The sequence below is a fragment of the Arthrobacter castelli DSM 16402 genome (assembly GCF_000430705.1).
Taxonomy (GTDB): domain Bacteria; phylum Actinomycetota; class Actinomycetes; order Actinomycetales; family Micrococcaceae; genus Arthrobacter_C; species Arthrobacter_C castelli.
Genome location: NZ_AUMN01000008.1, coordinates 1 through 19,347, shown reverse-complemented (window position 1 = coordinate 19,347; position 19,347 = coordinate 1). Strand labels below are relative to the sequence as shown.

General features: G+C 64.5%; 22 protein-coding genes. 10 read left to right on the top strand and 12 right to left on the bottom strand.

Translation table 11 applies throughout. The features are described 5' to 3' along the window. Positions 1-9: 9 nt before the first annotated feature. The 4 genes from H535_RS0110125 (at position 10) to H535_RS0110110 (ending at position 3,728) form a co-directional block, all read left to right on the top strand. Positions 10-369 carry a DoxX family protein gene (locus tag H535_RS0110125; protein WP_026819458.1) on the top strand — a complete coding sequence of 120 codons (360 nt, stop codon included), beginning with the start codon at positions 10-12 and terminating at the stop codon, positions 367-369. A 72-nt stretch (positions 370-441) separates the two neighbouring features. Further along, a complete protein-coding gene (locus tag H535_RS0110120) occupies positions 442-1,140 on the top strand; it encodes a TetR/AcrR family transcriptional regulator (protein ID WP_245580260.1) in 699 nt (232 codons plus the stop codon). Positions 1,141-1,161: 21 nt separating this feature from the next. Beyond that, a complete protein-coding gene (locus H535_RS0110115) occupies positions 1,162-2,076 on the top strand; it encodes an ABC transporter ATP-binding protein (protein ID WP_026819456.1) in 915 nt (304 codons plus the stop codon). Then, on the top strand, positions 2,073-3,728 hold the full coding sequence (locus H535_RS0110110) for an ABC transporter permease (RefSeq protein ID WP_051298985.1): 1,656 nt from the start codon (positions 2,073-2,075) through the stop codon (positions 3,726-3,728). Before H535_RS0110115 ends, H535_RS0110110 begins: the two co-directional genes overlap by 4 nt. Positions 3,729-3,786: 58 nt before the next feature. On the opposite strand, the gene H535_RS0110105 is transcribed toward H535_RS0110110, so the two are convergent. The 3 genes from H535_RS0110105 to H535_RS0110095 are packed head-to-tail and all read right to left on the bottom strand — an operon-like array spanning position 3,787 to position 5,890. Then, entirely contained in the window at positions 3,787-4,569 is a 783-nt protein-coding gene (locus tag H535_RS0110105; RefSeq protein ID WP_026819454.1) for an ABC transporter permease, read from the bottom strand. Next, the gene (locus H535_RS0110100; RefSeq protein ID WP_026819453.1) at positions 4,566-5,300 is read right to left on the bottom strand and encodes an ABC transporter ATP-binding protein; all 735 of its coding nucleotides are present in this window, start codon (positions 5,298-5,300) and stop codon (positions 4,566-4,568) included. The genes H535_RS0110105 and H535_RS0110100 overlap by 4 nt, the downstream gene beginning before the upstream one ends. Next, positions 5,297-5,890, bottom strand: coding sequence for a TetR family transcriptional regulator (locus H535_RS0110095; protein WP_026819452.1), 594 nt, complete (start codon positions 5,888-5,890; stop codon positions 5,297-5,299). Before H535_RS0110095 ends, H535_RS0110100 begins: the two co-directional genes overlap by 4 nt. Before the next feature lie 105 nt (positions 5,891-5,995). On the opposite strand from H535_RS0110095, the gene H535_RS0110090 reads away from it, so the two are divergent. Then, positions 5,996-9,022: an alpha-mannosidase gene (locus H535_RS0110090; protein ID WP_026819451.1), complete on the top strand. Its 3,027-nt coding sequence runs from the start codon at positions 5,996-5,998 to the stop codon at positions 9,020-9,022. 243 nt (positions 9,023-9,265) lie between these two features. Here H535_RS0110090 and H535_RS24670 read toward each other — a convergent pair whose 3' ends face one another. From H535_RS24670 to uraD, 4 genes are all read right to left on the bottom strand, one after another. Beyond that, the gene (locus H535_RS24670; RefSeq protein WP_081416582.1) at positions 9,266-10,834 is read right to left on the bottom strand and encodes a nucleobase:cation symporter-2 family protein; all 1,569 of its coding nucleotides are present in this window, start codon (positions 10,832-10,834) and stop codon (positions 9,266-9,268) included. Positions 10,835-10,929: 95 nt separating this feature from the next. Beyond that, on the bottom strand, positions 10,930-11,856 hold the full coding sequence (gene pucL / locus H535_RS0110080) for a factor-independent urate hydroxylase (protein ID WP_026819450.1): 927 nt from the start codon (positions 11,854-11,856) through the stop codon (positions 10,930-10,932). 10 nt (positions 11,857-11,866) lie between these two features. Next, positions 11,867-12,205, bottom strand: coding sequence for a hydroxyisourate hydrolase (uraH, locus tag H535_RS0110075; RefSeq protein ID WP_026819449.1), 339 nt, complete (start codon positions 12,203-12,205; stop codon positions 11,867-11,869). Then, positions 12,202-12,696 (bottom strand): 2-oxo-4-hydroxy-4-carboxy-5-ureidoimidazoline decarboxylase, encoded by a 495-nt coding sequence (gene uraD, locus H535_RS0110070; RefSeq protein ID WP_026819448.1) that lies wholly within the window; start codon positions 12,694-12,696, stop codon positions 12,202-12,204. Before uraD ends, uraH begins: the two co-directional genes overlap by 4 nt. A gap of 285 nt (positions 12,697-12,981) precedes the next feature. Between uraD and H535_RS28985 the strand changes: the two genes are divergently transcribed. Continuing rightward, on the top strand, positions 12,982-13,152 hold the full coding sequence (locus H535_RS28985) for a hypothetical protein (RefSeq protein WP_155838647.1): 171 nt from the start codon (positions 12,982-12,984) through the stop codon (positions 13,150-13,152). 93 nt (positions 13,153-13,245) lie between these two features. Here the strand turns inward: H535_RS28985 and H535_RS0110060 are convergent, their stop codons facing one another. Continuing rightward, positions 13,246-13,497 carry a DUF4242 domain-containing protein gene (locus tag H535_RS0110060; protein ID WP_026819447.1) on the bottom strand — a complete coding sequence of 84 codons (252 nt, stop codon included), beginning with the start codon at positions 13,495-13,497 and terminating at the stop codon, positions 13,246-13,248. Between the two features lie 83 nt (positions 13,498-13,580). Next, the gene (locus tag H535_RS0110055) at positions 13,581-15,299 is read right to left on the bottom strand and encodes an AfsR/SARP family transcriptional regulator (RefSeq protein WP_026819446.1); all 1,719 of its coding nucleotides are present in this window, start codon (positions 15,297-15,299) and stop codon (positions 13,581-13,583) included. Positions 15,300-15,417: 118 nt separating this feature from the next. Between H535_RS0110055 and H535_RS24665 the strand changes: the two genes are divergently transcribed. From H535_RS24665 to H535_RS29610, 4 genes are read left to right on the top strand one after another with little or no spacing between them, the layout of a single operon-like run. Next, positions 15,418-15,966, top strand: coding sequence for a DUF805 domain-containing protein (locus H535_RS24665; RefSeq protein ID WP_245580258.1), 549 nt, complete (start codon positions 15,418-15,420; stop codon positions 15,964-15,966). A 39-nt stretch (positions 15,967-16,005) separates the two neighbouring features. Then, positions 16,006-17,031 carry a PHP domain-containing protein gene (locus H535_RS0110045; protein ID WP_026819445.1) on the top strand — a complete coding sequence of 342 codons (1,026 nt, stop codon included), beginning with the start codon at positions 16,006-16,008 and terminating at the stop codon, positions 17,029-17,031. Continuing rightward, positions 17,028-17,174, top strand: coding sequence for a hypothetical protein (locus H535_RS29615; RefSeq protein ID WP_211236571.1), 147 nt, complete (start codon positions 17,028-17,030; stop codon positions 17,172-17,174). The genes H535_RS0110045 and H535_RS29615 overlap by 4 nt, the downstream gene beginning before the upstream one ends. Continuing rightward, positions 17,164-17,346 carry a hypothetical protein gene (locus H535_RS29610; protein ID WP_051298982.1) on the top strand — a complete coding sequence of 61 codons (183 nt, stop codon included), beginning with the start codon at positions 17,164-17,166 and terminating at the stop codon, positions 17,344-17,346. The genes H535_RS29615 and H535_RS29610 overlap by 11 nt, the downstream gene beginning before the upstream one ends. Here H535_RS29610 and H535_RS24655 read toward each other — a convergent pair. From H535_RS24655 to H535_RS0110030, 3 genes are all read right to left on the bottom strand, one after another. Beyond that, complete coding sequence (locus H535_RS24655; protein WP_155838646.1) at positions 17,329-17,526, bottom strand: hypothetical protein; 198 nt, start codon at positions 17,524-17,526, stop codon at positions 17,329-17,331. The two genes, H535_RS29610 and H535_RS24655, sit on opposite strands and share 18 nt — an antisense overlap. Positions 17,527-17,641: 115 nt before the next feature. After that, positions 17,642-17,767 carry a hypothetical protein gene (locus tag H535_RS30205; RefSeq protein ID WP_281171239.1) on the bottom strand — a complete coding sequence of 42 codons (126 nt, stop codon included), beginning with the start codon at positions 17,765-17,767 and terminating at the stop codon, positions 17,642-17,644. 135 nt (positions 17,768-17,902) lie between these two features. Beyond that, a partial coding sequence (locus tag H535_RS0110030; RefSeq protein ID WP_026819444.1) for a transketolase-like TK C-terminal-containing protein occupies positions 17,903-19,347 on the bottom strand: 1,445 nt, incomplete at its 5' end.

Sequence of the window (19,347 nt, the reverse complement as noted above, 5' to 3'; positions counted from 1 at the left end):
GGAATAGACATGCCGATCATCCCCGACCCGCTGTGGCCCGTCGTCGTGCTCGCCCTGATCCAAGTCGTCGATGCAGTAATGTGCCTGGGCCCGGTGGCATTCATTCGCGACTGCTTCGACGACGTGAAGTTCCCCCGCAAGTGGTGGTGGATGATGCCGGTCATTAAGTTCGCCGCTGCCGCGGGACTCACGGCGGGTATCTGGATTCCGGGGCTGGGCCTGCTGACCGGATCCGCGCTCATTCTGTACTTCGTCCTGGCGATCGGGATGCACATCCGCGCCCGGGATTTCGGCCGGAACCTGTTCGTCAATGCCAGCGGCATGCTGTTGATCTGCATTGCTGTCACCCTGTTCAGCTTCATTATTTAGGCCCGACGGCGTCAATTCCAGGCTCGGCGCCGCCTATTGCGAAACGCTGAACACGTGTTTAGCATATTAAACATGCGTTCAGGATCAATGAAACCAGGCAGCGATAACCGCGGGGATCTAAGCACCCGTGCCCGGGTGCGGGATACCGCCATCGACCTGTTTGGCCGGCATGGATTCCGCACCAGTGTGCGGGCAATCGCCGAAGCTGCCGGGGTAAGCCCCGGGCTGATCCTGCACCACTTCGATTCCAAGGAAGGGCTTCGGCAGTCCTGTGACGAGCATGTGCTGGGAAAAATCCGCGAGCAAAAGGAGCACGGCGTCACCCGGGGGTCCGTCCACCAGATGCTGTCGGCCATGGCCGCCGTCGAGGAGTCTGCGCCTTTGGTTGGTTACGCCCTGCGCAGCTTGCAGTCCGGGGGCAAGCTGGCCAAGTCATTCATCGACCACTTTGTGACAGACGCGGAGGAATGGATCACCGACGGCGTGGCCGCGGGAACCATCATTCCGTCACGGGACGAGAAAGCCCGCGCGCGTTTCCTGACAATCCAGGGTTTTGGCGCCCTCATGCTCGACGCTGCGCTGAACCCGCCGGACGACCCCTCGGATTTCGCCGCAGTCCTGCACGGCTACATTCAGCGGAACGGGCTGCCGACGGCCGAAGTCTACACAGAGGGGCTGATGAAGGACAGGGCAATGCTGGACGCCTACCTGATGTACGTGACAGATCCGCCGGGAGACGACCAAGCCTCCGGACAACCCGCAAAACCCTGAATCGTGGAAAAGGTGTTTCCCATGTCTGCTGTTATTGACGTGCGCAACCTGAGCAAGTCGTTCGGATCCGTGCGTGCCCTTGATGATCTGGACCTGAGGCTGGAACCAGGCGAGGTCCACGGTTTCCTTGGCCCCAATGGTGCAGGGAAATCGACAACAATTCGTGTGCTGCTGGGACTGCTGCACGCCGACGCCGGCGCCGTCAGGGTGTTCGGCCAGGATCCGTGGACCAAGGCCGTCGGCCTGCACCGCCGTCTGGCTTATGTGCCCGGGGACGTGAATTTGTGGCCCAAGATCACCGGCGGGGAAGCGATCGATTACTTCGCCAGCCTGCGCGGCGGCGTCGACAAGGCCCGCAAGCAGAACCTGCTGGAGCGTTTCGACCTGGACCCGACCAAGAAGACCCGCTCATATTCGAAGGGCAACCGGCAGAAAGTGGCCTTGATCGCGGCCCTGGCCAGCGACGTCGAACTGCTGGTCCTCGATGAGCCGACGTCGGGACTGGATCCGCTGATGGAGCTGGTCTTCCAGGACTGCATCGGCGAGGCCAAGCGGGCGGGGCGTACTGTTCTGCTGTCCAGCCACATCCTGGCCGAGGTCGAAACGCTGTGCGACAAGGTGACAATCATCCGCCAGGGCCACGCGGTCCAAAGCGGCACCCTCGCCGAGTTGCGCCACCTGCGCCGCACGTCCATCACGGTAGTGTGCGACGGCGACGCCACCTCGGTGGAGCGCCTGTCCGGCGTCCACGATGTGCGGCGTGACGACGGCCGGGTGATGTTCACCGTCGACGACGATGCGCTGCCGACCGCTATGGAACACCTGCTGCCACTGGGCATCCGCTCACTAATCAGCACTCCGCCCACGCTCGAGGAGCTCTTTGTCCATCAGTACGGCTCCGCCGACGCAGTGCCCGCTGGAGGTGAACAATCATGAGCGCCACGATGACGGCGCCGCGGAGAGCCCATCGCAGCCACCGGGCCGATGGCGGCGGGTCCCTGACGGGAACCGGCCGACTCGCGCGGTTTGCTCTGCGCCGCGATCGGATACAGATTCCGGTGTGGGCCATCGCGCTGGGCGGCACAATCGGCTACTTCCTGGTGGTGATTCCCATCGCCTATCCGGATCCAGCGGCCCTGCAGACGCGCGCGGCCATCATGAAAGAACCGGCCGGAGCCATGATGGCCGGTCCCGGATACGGGCTGGACAATTACACGTTCGGCGCCATGGTCTCCAACGAACTGCTCGGCTGGCTTGCCGTGGCCTCGGCGCTGATGTCCATTTTCCTGGTCACCCGCCATACGCGGGATGAAGAGGAGACGGGCCGCGCCGAGTTGATCAGGGCAAACGTCGTCGGCCGCCACGCGCCACTGACCGCGGCCCTCATCACGCTGGCCGTGGCCAACATCGCCATGGGGGCGCTGCTGTCGGCGGCGCTGATAGCCAACGATCTGGCAGTGGCCGACTCGCTGGCCATCGGAGCCGGCGTCGGGCTGGCCGGACTGGTGTTCGGCGCCGTCGCCGCGGTGACGGCCCAGCTGAGCGAGCACGCCCGCGCCGCGTCGGGAATGGCCGGGGCTGTGTTGGGGCTGGCCTATGTGCTGCGCGGTGTTGGCGATGCACAGGAGATCGGCGGAAGCTTCCTGTCCTGGCTCTCCCCCATCGGATGGACGCAGCAAACGCGGGCGTTCGTGGACCTGCGCTGGTGGCCGCTGCTGTTGTGCATCGCGCTGACGGCCGTCCTGTTGGTTGCTGCATTCCTGCTCGCCGGCAGGCGCGACGTCGGAGCCGGGCTGATGGCCGCGAAGCGGGGCCGGGCGAATGCGACTCCGGCTCTGGTGCATCCGGCCGGGCTGGCGCTGCGGATGGAACGCGGAAGCATCCTTGGCTGGGCCGTGGGACTGTTCCTCACCGGTCTGCTGACCGGGTCCCTGGGGCAAGGAATAGTGGACAGCTTCGAATCCCAGCCGCAGCTGGCCGAGGTCTTTGGCGGCGGCAGCGGCGGGGACCTGTTGCGCCAGACGATGGCGTCGTTCCTGGGCTTCTTCGCTATGGGCGTTGCCGTCTTCGCGGTCGTGTCCGTGAATCGGATGCGCAAGGAGGAAACCGAAGGGCGAACCGGCGCCGTGCTGGCCACCGACATAACCCGGCCGCACTGGCTGCTGAGCACGTTTGCGGTGACCGCGGTCAGCTCCGCTGTCTTACTGCTGGTTTCCGGCTTTGGACTCGGCCTCGGCGCGGGTGCTTCAATCGGTGAAATGTCACTGGCATGGGACTTCACGGTTGCATCGCTGGCCTACTGGCCGATTGTGCTTTGCTTTGCCGGCCTCGCCGTGCTGGCCTATGGCGTGCTCCGGGCCGGGGTCTGGTGGGTCTGGATCCTCCTCGTCGGGTCCATCCTGATTGGCCTGTACGGGCCGGTCCTCAACCTTCCAGAGGCCGTGCTCGACGCCGAACCGTTCGGGCTGGTCCCGCAGGTTCCCGGGGCTGAGCTTGAGGCGGCGCCGCTGGTGTGGATGTCCGTGGTGGCCATCGCGCTGACCGCCGCCGGAACGCTGGCCTTCCGGAACCGCGATTTGGAGGCATAACGACGCAGTCGAGCACGATGACGGCGGGCGGCTGGCTGTGTGCCGCCTGCCGTCGTCGTCATCTTGACAGATCAAGCCTCTGCCATGAGCGCAAGGTCAACACTGCCGCCAGCGCTGCAAGGGGCAGAACCAGCAGCAACTGCACCGTCATGACGGGGCCGACGCCGGCATCCATCCGTGCCGCCCACAGCCCCGGCGTCGAAAAGGGGAACCAACCACCGGCGCCCGCCATAACAGCCATTTGCGCGGCGAGGACGATGGCAATGATCGTGCCGATTGCGGCGAGATAACCGCGGCCCAGGATTGCCGCCCACGCGCAGGGCAGGGCCAGCAGCCCCGACAGAACGGTGATCACCGCAGCCTTCCCCGCCATCGCCAGCACCACGGCGTTGATCCCTCCCATCCCCAATAGGACTCCCGCGGCGAGCAGCACCGGGACCAGCAGCGCCGCGACGAATACCGGCCAGACCGTCAGGATCACCAGCTTGGCTGCAGCGACCGCGACCCGTGATACCGGGCGGGCCGAGAGGCCGGCGATGGTCCGGTCAGTAAATTCACGGCCAAAGCTCCAACCGGCGACCACTCCGAATCCGAGCAGTCCGCCAACCGAGACGATAGTGTTGGCCGCGGCAAAGAGTCCGGCCCAGCCGCCCGGACCTGCGATTGCCTGCGCCTTTGCGGCCAGCAGAGGGTTGCTCCCGGCAATGGCGCCAAGCGTCAGCACCGACATGCCGGTCACCCCAAGCACCAGGAAGATGCAGCTGACCCACACCGGACGGCTGTTGCGGAACTTCAGCCATTCGACCGCCAAGGCTGCGCGCAGCTGCTCCCACGGGCTCATTGCCGTACCTGATCGGCGTATACGGCATTGAAGAACTGCCTCTCAAGGTCCGTGGCCGACGGGTCCAAGGTGCCAATCAAACGTCCACCATTCATGATGCTGATCCGGTCCGCCAATCTTGCCACTTCATCGAGATGATGGCTCGACACGAAGACGGCCGCCCCCTCTGCGCGCACCCGATGCAGCAGCAGCTTGCGCACAAGCATCACGCCCGCGGGGTCAAGCGCAGTAGTGGGCTCGTCCAGGATGAGAAGCCGGGGCCGGCCGATCAGTGCAGCCGCCAGGCCAAGGCGTTGCCGGTTGCCCGAGGAGAGTCTCCGGGCAGGCGTCGCAGCCCACTGCGTCAGTGCCAGGGCGCCGGCCAGTTCGCGGGAGGCGGCGTTCGCTTCCCGGCGCGGATGCCCTGCCAACCGGGCCGCCAACTGCAGGTTCTGCATGACTGTCAGTTCCGGGTAGGCCAGCGGCGCGTCCACCAGATGACCGGTATTGCTCCAGTGACGAGCCGGCATCGTGCGGGGGTCCCGGCCATCGATGCTGACACTGCCCTGGTCAGCACCGCTCATTCCCAGCAGCAGCCGCATGAGCGTGGTCTTTCCCGCCCCGTTCAGACCCACCAAGGCGTGGATTTTGCCGCCGAGGACGTCCAGGTTGATGTCTTCCAGGACAGGAATAGATCCGAAGTGCTTGCCCACGTTGATGCATTGCACCACTGGATCCGCTGCCGGGTTCATGGCAGCTCCTGCGCGATTCCGCGGGTGACCCGGCCGCTGACGTCGGAATCCGGGATCAGCTGGGACATGGCAAGCTGAATCCGCTCCCCTATCCCGCCTTCGCCGGCCGTTGCCCAATCAATGAGGGCCACCAACAGCGCTCCCATACACGCGCCCGCGGCAACCTCAGCCTCCAGCCGTGCCACGCCGGTGGTCCGCAAGGCTTCGGCGATCACGTGCTGCGTTGCCAGGTTGTTTTCCCACATCCGCGCCCGCAATTGCGGATGCCCGACGGCAATGCTCATCCGCTTGCGCACGTCGCCCAGATCTTCTTCGGCGACGTCGGACCAGGCCGAAAGGATGCCCCGACATGCCCTTTCGAGCGGAACCATCTCCCCTGGTTGTTCTTCCACTGCGGCGCCGATGGCAGGGTCGTAGGGATCGTCGAGCAGGACGCCGTCCTTGGACCGGAAGTAGCGGAAGAAGGTCATGTGGGAGACCCCGGCAGCGACCGAAATGCGTTCCACCGTGGTGGCGTTATACCCCTCTTCCAGAAACAGATCGAGGGCGGCTGACTGTATTGTTGCCCGGGTGCGGCGGGACTTGCTCATGCCAATATGTTAGTCACTAACAACTCTGTTTGGCTATGATTTTCCGACCTCTGCGTATGATGCAGGAAAGTCCAGTCGCCCGGGCGGGGCGATGAAGGGATAACCATGCATGACAATCGGAACCTGGTCGAAGCCCGGATCGACCGTTTCATGGCCGAGCGTCTCGCCCCGAACATCTGGCGGGATCCGCAGCCGCTGACGTTGGCCGCCTGGGACTGCCCGGGCGAACCGGTGCCGTTCGCGGAGGCATCCGGGCAGGATTTCCGGCCCTTCAAGACCGGTGAACCGTGGGGTGCTCCGTGGGGCACGGTGTGGTTCAGAATCACCGGCACCGTGCCGCAGTGGAACGACGCCGGCGGCGGCAGCCGGCCTGAGGTGGTGCTGGACCCGGGATTCACCGCCGGCACACCGGGCTTCCAGGCAGAGGGCATGGTGTACCGGTCCGACGGAACGGTCCTCAAAGCCCTGGAGCCGCGCAATCAGTGGATTCCGCTCGACGCCGGCCCCGGGGAGCCATTCGAACTCTTTTTGGAGGCGGCCTCCAACCCGGACGTGATCAAGGATTTCTCCTTCGCGCCCACGCCACTGGGCGACAAGGCCACGGCGGGGAATGACCCGCTGTACACGTTCCGCAGCGCGGACATCGCCCTGCTTGATGTGCCGGTGTGGGACCTGGTGCAGGACTTCCGGACCCTGAATGGGCTGATGCATGAGCTGCCGGTGGAGCTGCCGCGCCGGCACGAAATCCTGCGCGCACTCGAGCGGGCGGTCAACGCGGTGGATCCCGACGACGTGTCCGGAACCGCTGCGGCCGGGCGTGACTGCCTCTCGGGTGTCCTCGCCTCCCCCGCATACACCAGCGGCCACCGGATGCACGCCGTCGGGCACGCCCATATCGACAGCGCCTGGCTCTGGCCGGTGCGCGAAACGGTCCGCAAGGTGGCGCGCACGTTTTCCAATGTGGTCGACCTGATGGACAGCGATCCGGACTTCGTCTTCGCGGCGTCGTCCGCCCAGCAGTATGCGTGGCTGAAGGAGTGCTATCCCGATATCTTCGCCCGGGTCGCCGAAAAGGTCCGGACCGGTCAGTTCGTCCCCGCCGGCGGCATGTGGGTCGAGTCGGACACGAACCTGCCCGGCGGCGAAGCGCTGGCGCGGCAGTTCGTGCACGGCAAGCGGTTCTTCCTGGAGAATTTCGGTGTCGAGCCGCTGGACGTGTGGCTGCCGGACTCCTTCGGTTATTCGGCCGCGCTGCCGCAGATCGTGGCCGCGGCCGGGTCCCGCTGGTTCCTGACCCAGAAGATTTCCTGGAACGAGACCAACGTGATGCCGCATCACACCTTCCGCTGGGAAGGCATCGACGGCACCCGGGTCTTCACCCATTTCCCGCCGGTGGACACCTACAACGCGCAGCTGTCCGGCGCCGAACTGGCCCTGGCCCAACGGCAGTATCGCGAAAAGGGCTTCGCAAACACGTCGCTGGTGCCCTTCGGCTGGGGCGATGGCGGCGGCGGACCGACCCGGGAAATGCTGGCTGCGGCCGCCCGGACCCGATCGCTGGAAGGCTCCCCCGCCGTCGAACTGTCCAGTCCTCAACGGTTCTTCTCCACCGCCGAGGCCGAATACCCGCAGGCGCCGGTCTGGTCCGGCGAACTCTACCTCGAGTTCCACCGCGGCACGTACACCAGCCAGGCGAGGACCAAGCGGGGCAACCGGCGCAGCGAACACCTGCTGCGGGAGGCGGAATTATGGGCGACGACGGCGGCCGTGCGGTGCGGGGCCGAGTACCCGTATGCGGAACTGGAGCGCACCTGGCAGACCGTGCTACTGCAGCAATTCCACGACATCCTGCCCGGGACATCGATCGCCTGGGTCCATCAGGAGGCGGAGCGGAACTACGCCGACGTCGCAGCCCGGCTTGAGACCATCATCGAACGGTCAGTCCGCGCTGTGCTCGGATCCGGAACCGGAGCCGCCATGCTGAACGCCGGCCCGTACATGCTCGACGGCGTTCCGGCCATGGGCGCCGGCCACCCCGACTTTGCAAACAACACCTTGGCCCGGACCGATGACGGGTGGCAGCTTTCAAGTGCAAAACTCAGCCTGACTATCAATGACGCAGGGCAGTTCACCTCCCTCATCGACCGGGTCACGGGCCGGGAAACCATACCTGCCGGCCAGCCCGGAAACCTGTTCCAATTGTTCCGCGACACCCCCAACCAGTGGGACGCCTGGGACATCGACGCACACTACAAGTTCAACGTCCGGGACCTCAGCGGACAGTGTTCAGTGGTCCAGGAAGGGCAGCGACTGCGTATCGAACGGTCCTTCGGTAGCTCCAGCTTCACCGAATGGATTGGCCTCAGCCCGGACGGATCCGCCGTCGACCTCTCCGTGGACGTGGACTGGCACGAGCGGCAGAAGATGCTGAAACTGGCGTTCCCGCTCGATGTCCATGCGGACCGGGCCACGTCGGAGATCCAGTTCGGGCACATCCACCGGCCCACTCACGCGAACACGTCCTGGGATGAGGCCCGCTTTGAAACGGTCGCGCACCGCTGGGTGCACGTGACTGAACCGGGATTCGGAGTGGCCGTGGCGAATGATTCCACCTATGGTTACGACATCAGCCGGGATGCGCACGACGGCGGCACCTGCACCACCGTGCGTCTGTCCCTGCTGCGTGCCCCGCTCTTTCCGGATCCGGGATCAGACCAGGGCCTGCACCACTTCCGGTTCTCGGTGCGGCCCGCGGCAGGTATTGCGGACGCGATTAGCGACGGCTACAGGCTCAACCTTCCGCTGCGCCAGATATCGAATGTCGGAGCGCCCGAGCTGGACCCGCCCGGGCTGGAACCGCTTATCCACGTGGATAATCTTGCCGTCGTGGTCGAAGCGGTGAAGCTCGCCGAAGACCGCAGCGGCGACGTCGTCGTCCGGTTGTACGAAGCGCACGGCGGCCGCGCCGAAGCGATGGTCTCCCCCAATTTCGACTACGGCTCCGTGTCCGCCACGGACCTGCTGGAACGCACCATCGACGCCGATTGGTTGGAGGCGGAAACCCTGACATTGCGGTTGCGGCCGTTCCAGCTGGTCACCCTCCGGTTCCACCACGCGGGCCCGCGCCCCTGATAGGCGCGGCGCAGAATGGTGACTGCCCTGTCCGCTTCCAACGGGGACTTGTCATCCACGGCGCGCTGGATACAAAGTCCCGAAACGCAGCAGATGGACATCCTCCGGGCCACGAGGGCGGAGAATGCTCCGCTTTGGGACATCCTGCCACCGGCGCCGGCGGCAAATTGTCCCAAAGCGGAGCATTCTCGCTCGGAGGTCCTCGGCCGGGGCGCATCCGAGGCCGGGCTCCATCCGGAGCGTTTACCGGGCCGGTTCCCGGCCCCGTGCACGCCCGGGCTCTTCCTGAACAGTCCCGACCGGTTCCGATTTGGCTTCTTCCGCGCTGACAATCGGGACCTCGACGCCGTCGCAGTCGATCAGCTTTCCATCCTCGAACCGGTCGCCTTCCTTCAGGCACTTCAGTTCCGCATCGAGGACCACCCGCTCCGGACTGGCCACAAACACCGATGAGTCCTTGCTGTTGCCCCTCTTCAGGTGGTTGAACAGCAGATTCAGCAGCACCGCCATCACCGCCGCCGAGCTGATGCCGGAGTGGAAGATGGTGGAGAACCAGGCCGGGAAGGAATCGTAGAAAGCCGGGGCCACGACCGGAATCAGGCCAAAACCCAGCGACGCAGCGACGATGATCAGGTTCATATTGTCCTTGTACTGAACCTTGGACAACGTGCGGATACCGCTGGCAGCCACCGTGCCGAACAGCACCACCCCCGCACCGCCAAGCACCGGCATCGGCACGGCCGCCACGACCCGGCCGAGGACCGGAAGCAGACCCAGCGTCACCAGGATGAGCCCACCGGCGGTGACCACGAAGCGGCTCTTGATTCCGGTGATGGCCACCAGGCCCACGTTCTGGGCAAAGGCGCTCTGGGAGAAGGTGTTGAAGATCGGGGCGATCGCGCTGGAAAGCATGTCGGCGCGGAGGCCGTTGGCAATCCGGCGGGAGTTGACCTTAGTGCCGGCGATCTCGCCCACGGCGAGGATGTCCGCCGTCGTCTCCGTCAGGATCACCAGCATCACAATGGTCATCGAAATGATGCCGGCGACATCGAAGACCGGAAAACCAAAGGCGAAGGGCTGCGGGAATGCGAAGATCGGGCCCTCCGGCACGTCGGAGAAGTCCGCCATACCCAACGCGACGGCGATCAATGTGCCGAGCACCAGTGCGATCAGGATGGACAGTCGCGAAATGGCCGCGTTGCCGACTTTGCTCAGCAGCAGCACAATGGCCAGCGTAATGGCGGCAAGGCCGATGTTGGCCATGCTCCCGTAGCCGTCGGCCTCGGCATCGCCGCCCATCGCCCAGTCGGCCGCCACCGGCATCAGGGTCAAGCCAATCGTGGTGATGACGACGCCGGTCACCACCGGAGGGAAGAAGCGGACGATCTTGGCGAAGAACGGGGCGATCGCCAGGCCGATGACGGCGGCGCCAAGTACCGCTCCGAACACCGCCCGGATACCGCCGTCGCCTTGGACGATGGCCAGCATGGTGGCAACGGTGGCGAAGGATGTCCCCTGCACCAGCGGAAGCTGGCAGCCGAAGAACTTGATCCCCACGGTTTGCAGGACAGTTGCCACGCCCCCGACGAAGAGGCATGAGGCAATCAGCACGCCGAGCTCGGCTGATCCCATTCCCGCCGCGGAACCGATAATCAGCGGCGGAGCGATGATGCCGCCATACATGGTCAGGACATGCTGCAGTCCATAGGCGAACGTTTTGCCTACGGGCAGCCGCTCGTCCTCGGGCCGCTGCTGCTGCCGCTGTGCCCGTTGTGGCTTAGAATTGTTGTTCGTAGCGCTTGCTGCGTTCATTAGCTGACCTCCACGTCGGCTAAGCGCGGCCGGGACGCGTGCCGGCGTCCCGGCCGTCATTCTTTGTTGAACACCGGCCTGTTAGCAGGAGCCTGTTAGCAGAAGCCCGGGGTGTTGTCCCAGATTTTCGCTGCGGTATCGCCGGCTGCCTCCGCCGGGCGTTCGCGCTCCACGGTCGCTTCGATCAGCCCGTATGGCCGGTCGGCCGCGAAGAACACTTCGTTGGGGTTGTCCTGCCCGAACGGTTCCAGGTCGACCAGGAAGTGGTGCTTGTTCGGCAGCGACATCTTGATTTCCTCGATCTCGGGATGCGCCTGGAGCACCTGCTTGCCCATCTGGAACATGGACTGCTGCAGGGCGAGGGAATGCGTATTGGCGAAGGCATCGAGGAGGATGTTGCGGACACTGGCATAGACGCCGTTGAAGTCCACGTCGGCACGGTTGTAACGCCAGCGCGCGGTGACATCGGTGGCGAGGATCCGGTCGGTGGTTTCTTTCAGCGTGGTGTAGCGGTCGCGGGGAAAACCGTGGAATTCCGAGCCGGTCGACTTCAACACCGTCAGGTCCTGCAGCCCGGCGACGATCTGCTTCTCGTCGCCATCGACCAGCAGCACCGCAGTGCGCACTTCCGACGGGTCTTTCGAAAAGGCGTGGTCGTGGTCGTTAATGCGGTTCCAGTTGTACTGTTCCGCTTCCCAGCGGCCGCCGCTGATCCAGTCGAAACTGGTGGTGAAGTGGTCCGCGAGCCGGAGCAGGAACGCTTCCGGCGAGCCGACGCCGTCCCGCGCCAGGCCGTAAACTGTGTTCTTTTGGGTATCAGTGGCGACGACGCGTGAGTTGTCCCCATCTCTGTGGGCTGCCGTGAAGTCACCGTGCAGCTGCGAGGTGACGTTGAGGTCCTCGATTTCGTGGCGGTCGGTGTCGCGGGTGATCTTCACCAGGCGGACTTCGGCCTTGCCGTACTGGTTCTGGCCCAGGACGATGCGGCCGGTTCCGGTCTGCGATGTCTCTTCGGGTGTCATGGTGGTCATTTCAACTTCCTCGGTAGGTGGAATAGGCGAATGGACTGAGCAACAGCGGCACGTGGTAGTGCTGCGACGGATCGTCGAGCGAGAACGTCAACGTCACCGTAGGGAAGAAGGTGTCAGTATTCGTTCGGGCGAAGTATTCACCACTCTCGTATTCGATCCGGTAGGTTCCCGCCTGGAGCTGCTCCGGGCCGAAACTGCTGATCCGGCCGTCGCCGTCGGTGGCGCCGTCGGCAATCTGCTGCCAGCCCTCCGCCGTCGAAACTTCCAGGCTGGCTGAAACTCCGGCAGCCGGTTTGCCGGTGCCTGTGTCGAGCACGTGGGTGGTGATGTGGCTTCTCATTCGGCCAGGACTCCTTCCAGTCTCCGAACCGCAATCTCGCGCAGTTGTCCCGCGATGATCGGCAATTCTTGTTCAGGGGTGTTTTCCAGCCGCTGTTGCAGGGCGGCCAGGATGTCTTCGGCGCTGCGGCCGGCGGCACGAATCAGGAAGACCCGACCGAACTTCTCCTCATACGCGTGGTTTCCAGCGATGAGCTGCTGCGCTGTTTCGTCCGAGGAGGAAACGCCGGCCTGCTCGCGGCGGGAATGCGATGCCTCGGCGCTGGCGCCCTCGGCACGCTCGCCGATCCGCGGATGGTGGGCCAGCGCCCCGTCGATTTCCGTGGCGGTCCAGTCGGGGGCCGCCTGCTCGGCATACTGCAGCAGGGCGGCTTCGCTGTCGAAGGGGCGGACGGCGGTGATCTCGTTGATCCAGCGGGGAATGTCCGCACAAGGGCGCAGCATCTGTCGCGCTTCGTCGTCGGTGGCTTCGTTGAAAGACTTCAGGGTCATGGGTGTCAGCTTTCGGTCGTGCTTCATCCACCTCAGACGCTGAACACCCTTACCCTCGGACGCATCCGACTTGACTCGATGTTTCTGTATGGTGGAATTTTTATTTCGCAATCATTGTAAGCCTGATCACACAGCTGATGTCAACAGTACGGCAGAATTCTTTAACTGCCACCCGGAAACCCTTGACCCCACCCCGCGGCCATCTTATGCTTTTCATATAGCAATATAATTATTCCGTATCCTGAAACCGATAAAAAGTACTGACAATTGAAGGAGGCGGTTGTGGTGACTGCAACAGATTCCAAGGCCAGCCGGTCCACAGCACCGATTTGCTACGGCAGCGGCGTCGCGGACCCGGATTTCCACTTTCCCGCGGCGTCCGATTCCGCACGCACGTCCTACCGGGACAGGATTTCCACCCTGCCAAGCATGTTGCTCCGGCTCATCCGCCGCTGACGGCGGCGGCTCTCCTGCCTTAGGGCAGTCCGCCGCCCAGCGGGGCATTCCTCCTTCCCCAACGTTGCAGGTATGGGCCATCTTGCCTGCCTTTCAGCCTTGTTCGACGGCAAAGATCTCGTCTGCCACCAGACCATGCGCCTCCCGATGGACCGAGTGGGCCGATTCGGCGTCCGGGGCCTCAACCAGGCAGAAGATCCTACCCGCCTCAACGTCGAGCCAGTAGTTGATATAGCGCGTGTTGTACTTCTCCTGCACCCGCAAATCCGCCTCATGTGCGCCCGCCACTGCTGTAGCATCGGCACCTTCGGGAACGCTGTGGTGGACATCCATAAATAACGGCATGACATGCTCCTTGAGCTGTTGGGGGATGACTTTCACCCCTATCTGCCACATTAGGAAGCGGGCGTTCCGCAGCCGTTCCGTCACTATTGAAGCGCCGCGGCTGCTGCGCGGCAGCGTGCCGCATCGCGTGGCCGGTTCGCCGCCAGGAACCCGGCACCGGCCTGCTGCAGACGCTCAGAGACAACAGTTGCCGGGGCACCGTGCGCTTGTTCCAAGGCTGCGGAGGCTTCATCGACCGCCGCATGCCAGGGTCCGCCGTTCCACATTTCGGCGACCCGTGAAGCTTCCGCCAGATACCCGCGGGCCCGGTCCGTCTCCCCGGTGCGGGAGCACACCATAGAGGCGCTGACCCGGAAGCCCATGGAACACGGGTCGCAGACCGTGAGATGTTCGGTTGCAGCTTCCGCCTCGGCAATAATCTGCAGTGCGACGTCGTCGTCCTCATTCGAGATCATGCCGCCATAGATACAGGGCAGCAGATGCTCCGGCACCGAGGTCCTTTCCGCTATCCGCAGTGCCTCCCGGTGCCCATGATCCGCATCGCGCCGGCGTTGCTCGACGGCGTCGAGCTGGGCCAGCCGCTCGACGGCCAGCGCCCAACCTGTCACCGATGCCCCCGCTTCATGGAGCCGGGCGGCCACCAACAGGTCCTGGCGGACATGGTCAACGTCTTTCCCGGCCAATAGCGCTGCCTCTCCCCTGAGCAGATGGCCCAACGCCTGGGCTTGCGTTGACTCCAACCCGGCACCAGCCCGGAGCATCTCGCGTGCCAGCTTGTCGACGTCGGCGGTGCCAGTCCTCTCGCAGAGCGCAAACTCGCTCATGCACATGTTGGCGTCGAAGATAAACGGAGCCAGCGCCGGTGTGTGGGTCACGCTCTCCAGGAAAATGCGGGGGAACATTGCCTGCCACGTTCCCTGGGCGTAGGAAACCAGTCCCATCAACTCGCTGGCTTCACTCAGTTCGCGCGGCAACTGGGCATCGATGGCCAGGGCACGCACTTCGTCGGCGGTACGGGCCGCTTCGTCGAGGTCAGCGCGGCGCCAGTGAACCATTCCCCAGGCGAGAAGGGCCCGCGCCCTGTCCGCCGGCGTCGGCGACTCACGGCCGTCCATACTCAGCACCTGCTCGTACAGAGCCACAGTCTCTGGCTCGGGAGAGACGCCCAACTCCTCCCGGAGTGAGGTCCTCAGCTGCTCAAACTGGCGGATCGCCGCCGCACGGTCACCCGCGGCCAGTTGGGCACGCAGGATTTCGCGGTGCGCCAGCTCATGGGTCGGCTCGTCCCTGACGAGCCGGCCCCACATCTGTCCGCCGGCCAGCACGTCACGAAACAAAGAGCGCAAGTGGTCCCGCTCAGCGGCGCACCACTGGGCATACAGGTCCGATGGCAACAGGTCCCCGCCGTACAAGGCGGCAGCATCGCGGCATCCCTCCGCACTGTCCTCAATCAGTGCCTGGTGTGCCGCCGTCGTAAAAGCATCCACATCGGTGCCGACCGTATGTCCCGGGGCCAGCTTGACCATGCCATCGTCCAGCATGATCCCATCCTGCATGCCCAGTACACGGCGGGCGTGGAAAGCTGTCTTACGGACGTTAATCATGCCCTGGCCCGGTTCGGCGCCCGGCCACATGGCCTCAATGACCATCTCACGGGACAGTTGGTGCCGTGGGGCAAGAGCCAGCATTTTCACCAGCTGGGCAGCACGCCTCAGCCGCCATTGCCCCTCGTCAATGAACCGGTCCCCGACATTGACTGAGAAACCTCCGAGGAGACGGATGTGGAGCTGGTCATCGCTCACCTCTTCATTGTATCGATCCGCTTCCGGGTAGAACTCCCCATCCCCGCAACTGGCGGGAAAACGGGGGCGTCGCATACCTTTGGGAGTAGTCGCATCGTTATTTCTGAAAGGGCCCGCCGTGACCTACCCCAGCATGACTCCCCCGAGCGGTTATGCCGCAGACGTTCCACTGAGCCAGCCGCTGTATGGCGCCTCGTTTGGCGCGGGGATCAAACGCTTCTTCCAGAAGTACGCCACCTTCTCCGGTCGGGCGAGCCGCAGCGAATACTGGTGGTCGTTCCTGTTCAACGGCGTCATTGAGACCATCCTCTACATCGCCGCCGTGGTCATCGCAGTGGCCGGCATCGATCCGGTCACGGGAGAACCTGGAGCCGGCTTCATGCTGCCACTCGCACTGCTCATGCTCTATAGCCTGGCCATCATCATTCCCGGCATTGCCGTGAGTGTGCGCCGCCTGCACGACGCAGGATACAGCGGCCTCTTGTACCTGCTGGTCCTCGTTCCCTTTTTCGGGCAACTCGCCATCTTTGTCTTCATGCTGTTGCCGAGCAGCCCTGATGGAGCACGTTTTGATGAGTACCCGCCGCAGCAATACGGATACGGCCCGTACGGCCAGGGCCCGCAGGGCTACTCGTCGTACGGATACCCGGGACAGCCGGGAGCGTAACGCCGGTACCGGTGTTGACGGGCCGGGGAAGATGTAGACATGGATGCCGTCGCCGCGCTGAATGAAATCGCCTTCTGGCTCGAACGTGAACTGGCGCCGACCTTCAAGATCCAGGCCTTCCGCCGGGCGGCCGTCGCCATCGAGGGATTAAGCCGCGACGCACTGCTCAGCCGCGCCTCAGACGGCAGGCTGAAGAAGATGAAGGGCATCGGCTCCCGCTCCTTCGAGGTCATTACCCAGACACTCGAGGGCGGAGTGCCGGAATACCTCGCGGATCTGCGCGAACGCTCGTCAACTCCTTTGGCCGACAGCGGCAGCGGGTTGCGTGCAGCCTTGCGCGGGGATTTGCACTGCCACAGCAGCTGGTCCGACGGCGGCAGTCCCGTCGAACTCATGGTCGACGCCGCGCGGTCGCTGGGGCACGAGTATCTGGCCATGACGGACCACTCCCCCAACCTCACGGTGGCCAACGGACTCAGTGCCGACCGGTTATCCAGCCAGCTGGAGCTGGTGGAGCGGATCAACGACGACGGCGGCGGCGGCGGCCGCTTCCGCCTGCTGCGCGGCATCGAGGTGGACATCCTCGAAGACGGCACCCTCGACCAGTCCCCGGCGATCCTCGGGCAGCTGGAGATCGTGGTGTCCAGCGTGCACTCCAAACTCCGGGCGGACCGGCGCACCATGACTCAGCGGATGCTCGGCGGTATCCACGATCCACACACCAATATCCTCGGCCACTGCACCGGCCGCCTGGTGCAGGGAGGCCGGGGCCAGCGTCCGCCGTCGGACTTCGACGCCGAACGGGTCTTTGCCGCCTGCGCCGACCAGAACGTCGCCGTCGAAATCAATTCCCGGCCGGAGCGCCAGGACCCGCCGGACGAACTCATCCAGCTGGCCCTGGATGCGGGCTGCCTGTTCAGCATCGACAGCGACGCACACGCGCCGGGCCAGCTGGACTTCCTGCAGTATGGCGCCCAGCGTGCGGACCAAAACGGCGTGCCGGCGGAGCGGATCATCACCACCTGGCCGTTGGATCGGCTGCTGGAATGGGCTTCCGGCAAATGACAGACGTGGAGAATCACAGCAGGTCCGAACTGCTCGATCAGGTGCTGGACGAGAACCTGCCGCGTTATGCCGGTCTGGAGGAGAAAGCGGCCGCCTTGCTCCATTCGCTTGCGCGCAACCATACGCCGGACGATGGCAAATAAGAGGCTCGCGCTCGCCGCCACTATCGCCTTCCTCGACATAAACGGATTCCGCCTGACGCTCTCCAACGACGAAGCCTACGATTTCGTCATAGCCGTCACCGTGGGAGAGATGAACGACGTTGCCACCATCTCTAACGCGCTTCGCGGCCCGCGTCTACGAACTGCGCGCTAACGCCACTGCGTGACCCTGTGGTGGACGAGAGTTGAAGTCGATCTGCCACGTTTGACCGTCGGGCGCCTTCTCCCAGCGGCCGGTGATCGTGTTGCCGTCCTCACTGATCGTCGCGGTGAAGCGCTGCGGGAACGGCTCTCCCTCACGCCAGAGCTTCCACTCGCGCTCGTCGATGCTCATCTGGTAGATGCGGCAGATGCCGCGCTCGTCGGAGTGAAGTCGTATGTAAGTGTCGTTCGCCGCGTCGCAGCCCATCGATTGTGGATCGCTCGACCATGTGGGCGCCCGAGTCGTGTCACTCGATCGTGTCGCGTGCGTTACCCGGCCATGGAGGACCGTCCGGCGGACCAGCTTCCAGGCTCCATTCGCCGACGAGGGGTTCGAGCCTTCTCAGGGCGTCCTCGGCTGTTGGTTGGTCCATGCGTCCTCCATTCCCGATGAACTGTCTGCCACCATCCTCTCGCATTTCGAACGTGGCTTGAGGGAATTCTTCACGCCAACGGATCAGCTGCTGGTATGGGTCTCCAGCAGCTGATCCGCTTTTACCGGGGCGCGGTTATTCGGCTCCGCCGACGGCTCCGGAGGTTCCGGCGTTGACGTCGAGCAGCTGGTACTTGTCCATCGCTGCCGCCGGTGTGCCGGCGTCGACCTCTCCCTGCTTGGCCAGCATCTCCAGGGCGCGGACGACCATGGAATGGCTATCGATTTTGAAGTAGCGGCGGGCGGCGGCGCGGGTGTCGGCAAAGCCGAATCCGTCGGCGCCGAGGGTGGCGAATTCATTGGGCAGGAACTGGCGGATCTGGTCCGGGACGGCCTTCATGAAATCGGTAGCGGCCACGATGGGACCGTCCGCGCCGGCCATCTGCCGGGTGACGAACGGCGTACGGGACCGGGCCTGGGGGTCGAGGAAGGCTTCTTCCTCGGCGGCCAGTCCGTCGCGGCGCAGTTCGGTCCATGAAGTCACCGACCAGACATCGGCTGAAACTCCCCAGTGGTCGGCGAGCAGCTGCTGTGCCTCCAATGCCCAGGGCACGGCGACGCCGGAGGCCAGCAGCTGCGCCTTGGGGCCCTGGACCTCGTCCGGGGCCGGCGCCAGCTTGTAGATGCCGCCCAGCACGCCCTGCTCGTCCAGGTTCTCCGGAAGCTTGGGCTGGACGATCGGTTCGTTATAAACCGTCAGGTAGTACATCAGGTTCCGGTCTTCCGAGTCCGGACCATACATCCGCTCAAGCCCGTCCTTCATAATCAGCCCCAGTTCATACCCGTAGGCGGGGTCGTGGCTGACGACGGCGGGGTTGGTGGACGCCAGGACCGGCGAGTGCCCGTCGGCATGCTGCAAACCCTCACCGGTCAGCGTGGTTCGCCCCGCCGTGGCACCAATGATGAAGCCTCGAGTGAGCTGGTCGGCCGCCGCCCAGAAGGAGTCGCCGGTGCGCTGGAATCCGAACATCGAGTAGAAGACATAGATCGGAATCAGCGGTTCACCATGAGTGGCGTAGGACGTACCGGCGGCGGTAAAGGCGGCCACGGAACCCGCCTCATTGATCCCGGCATGGAGAATCTGGCCCTGCACGGATTCCTTGTAGGCCAGCACCAGCTCCCGGTCCACCGACAGATAGTCCTGCCCCTTCGGGTTGTAAATCTTCGCCGTCGGGAAAAAGGCGTCCATGCCAAACGTCCTCGACTCATCGGGGACGATAGGCACCACGCGTTTGCCGAATTCCTTGTCCCGCATCAGGTCCTTGAGCAGCCGCACGAACGCCATGGTCGTCGCGGCCTGCTGCTTGCCCGATCCACGCCAGGCGGCTTCATACGACTTCGCCTCGGGCAAATGAATGATCGAGCCTGCGTCTTTACCCGAACCCTTGCCCTCGTCCCCGGCGGCGCTCCCGTCGCGCGATGCTGCTTCGCGGCGTTCGGGGACGTAGCCGCCGAGTTTGTGGCGGCGTTCGGTGAGGTATTTGATTTCGGGCGCGTCGGCCCCGGGGTGGTAGTAGGGCG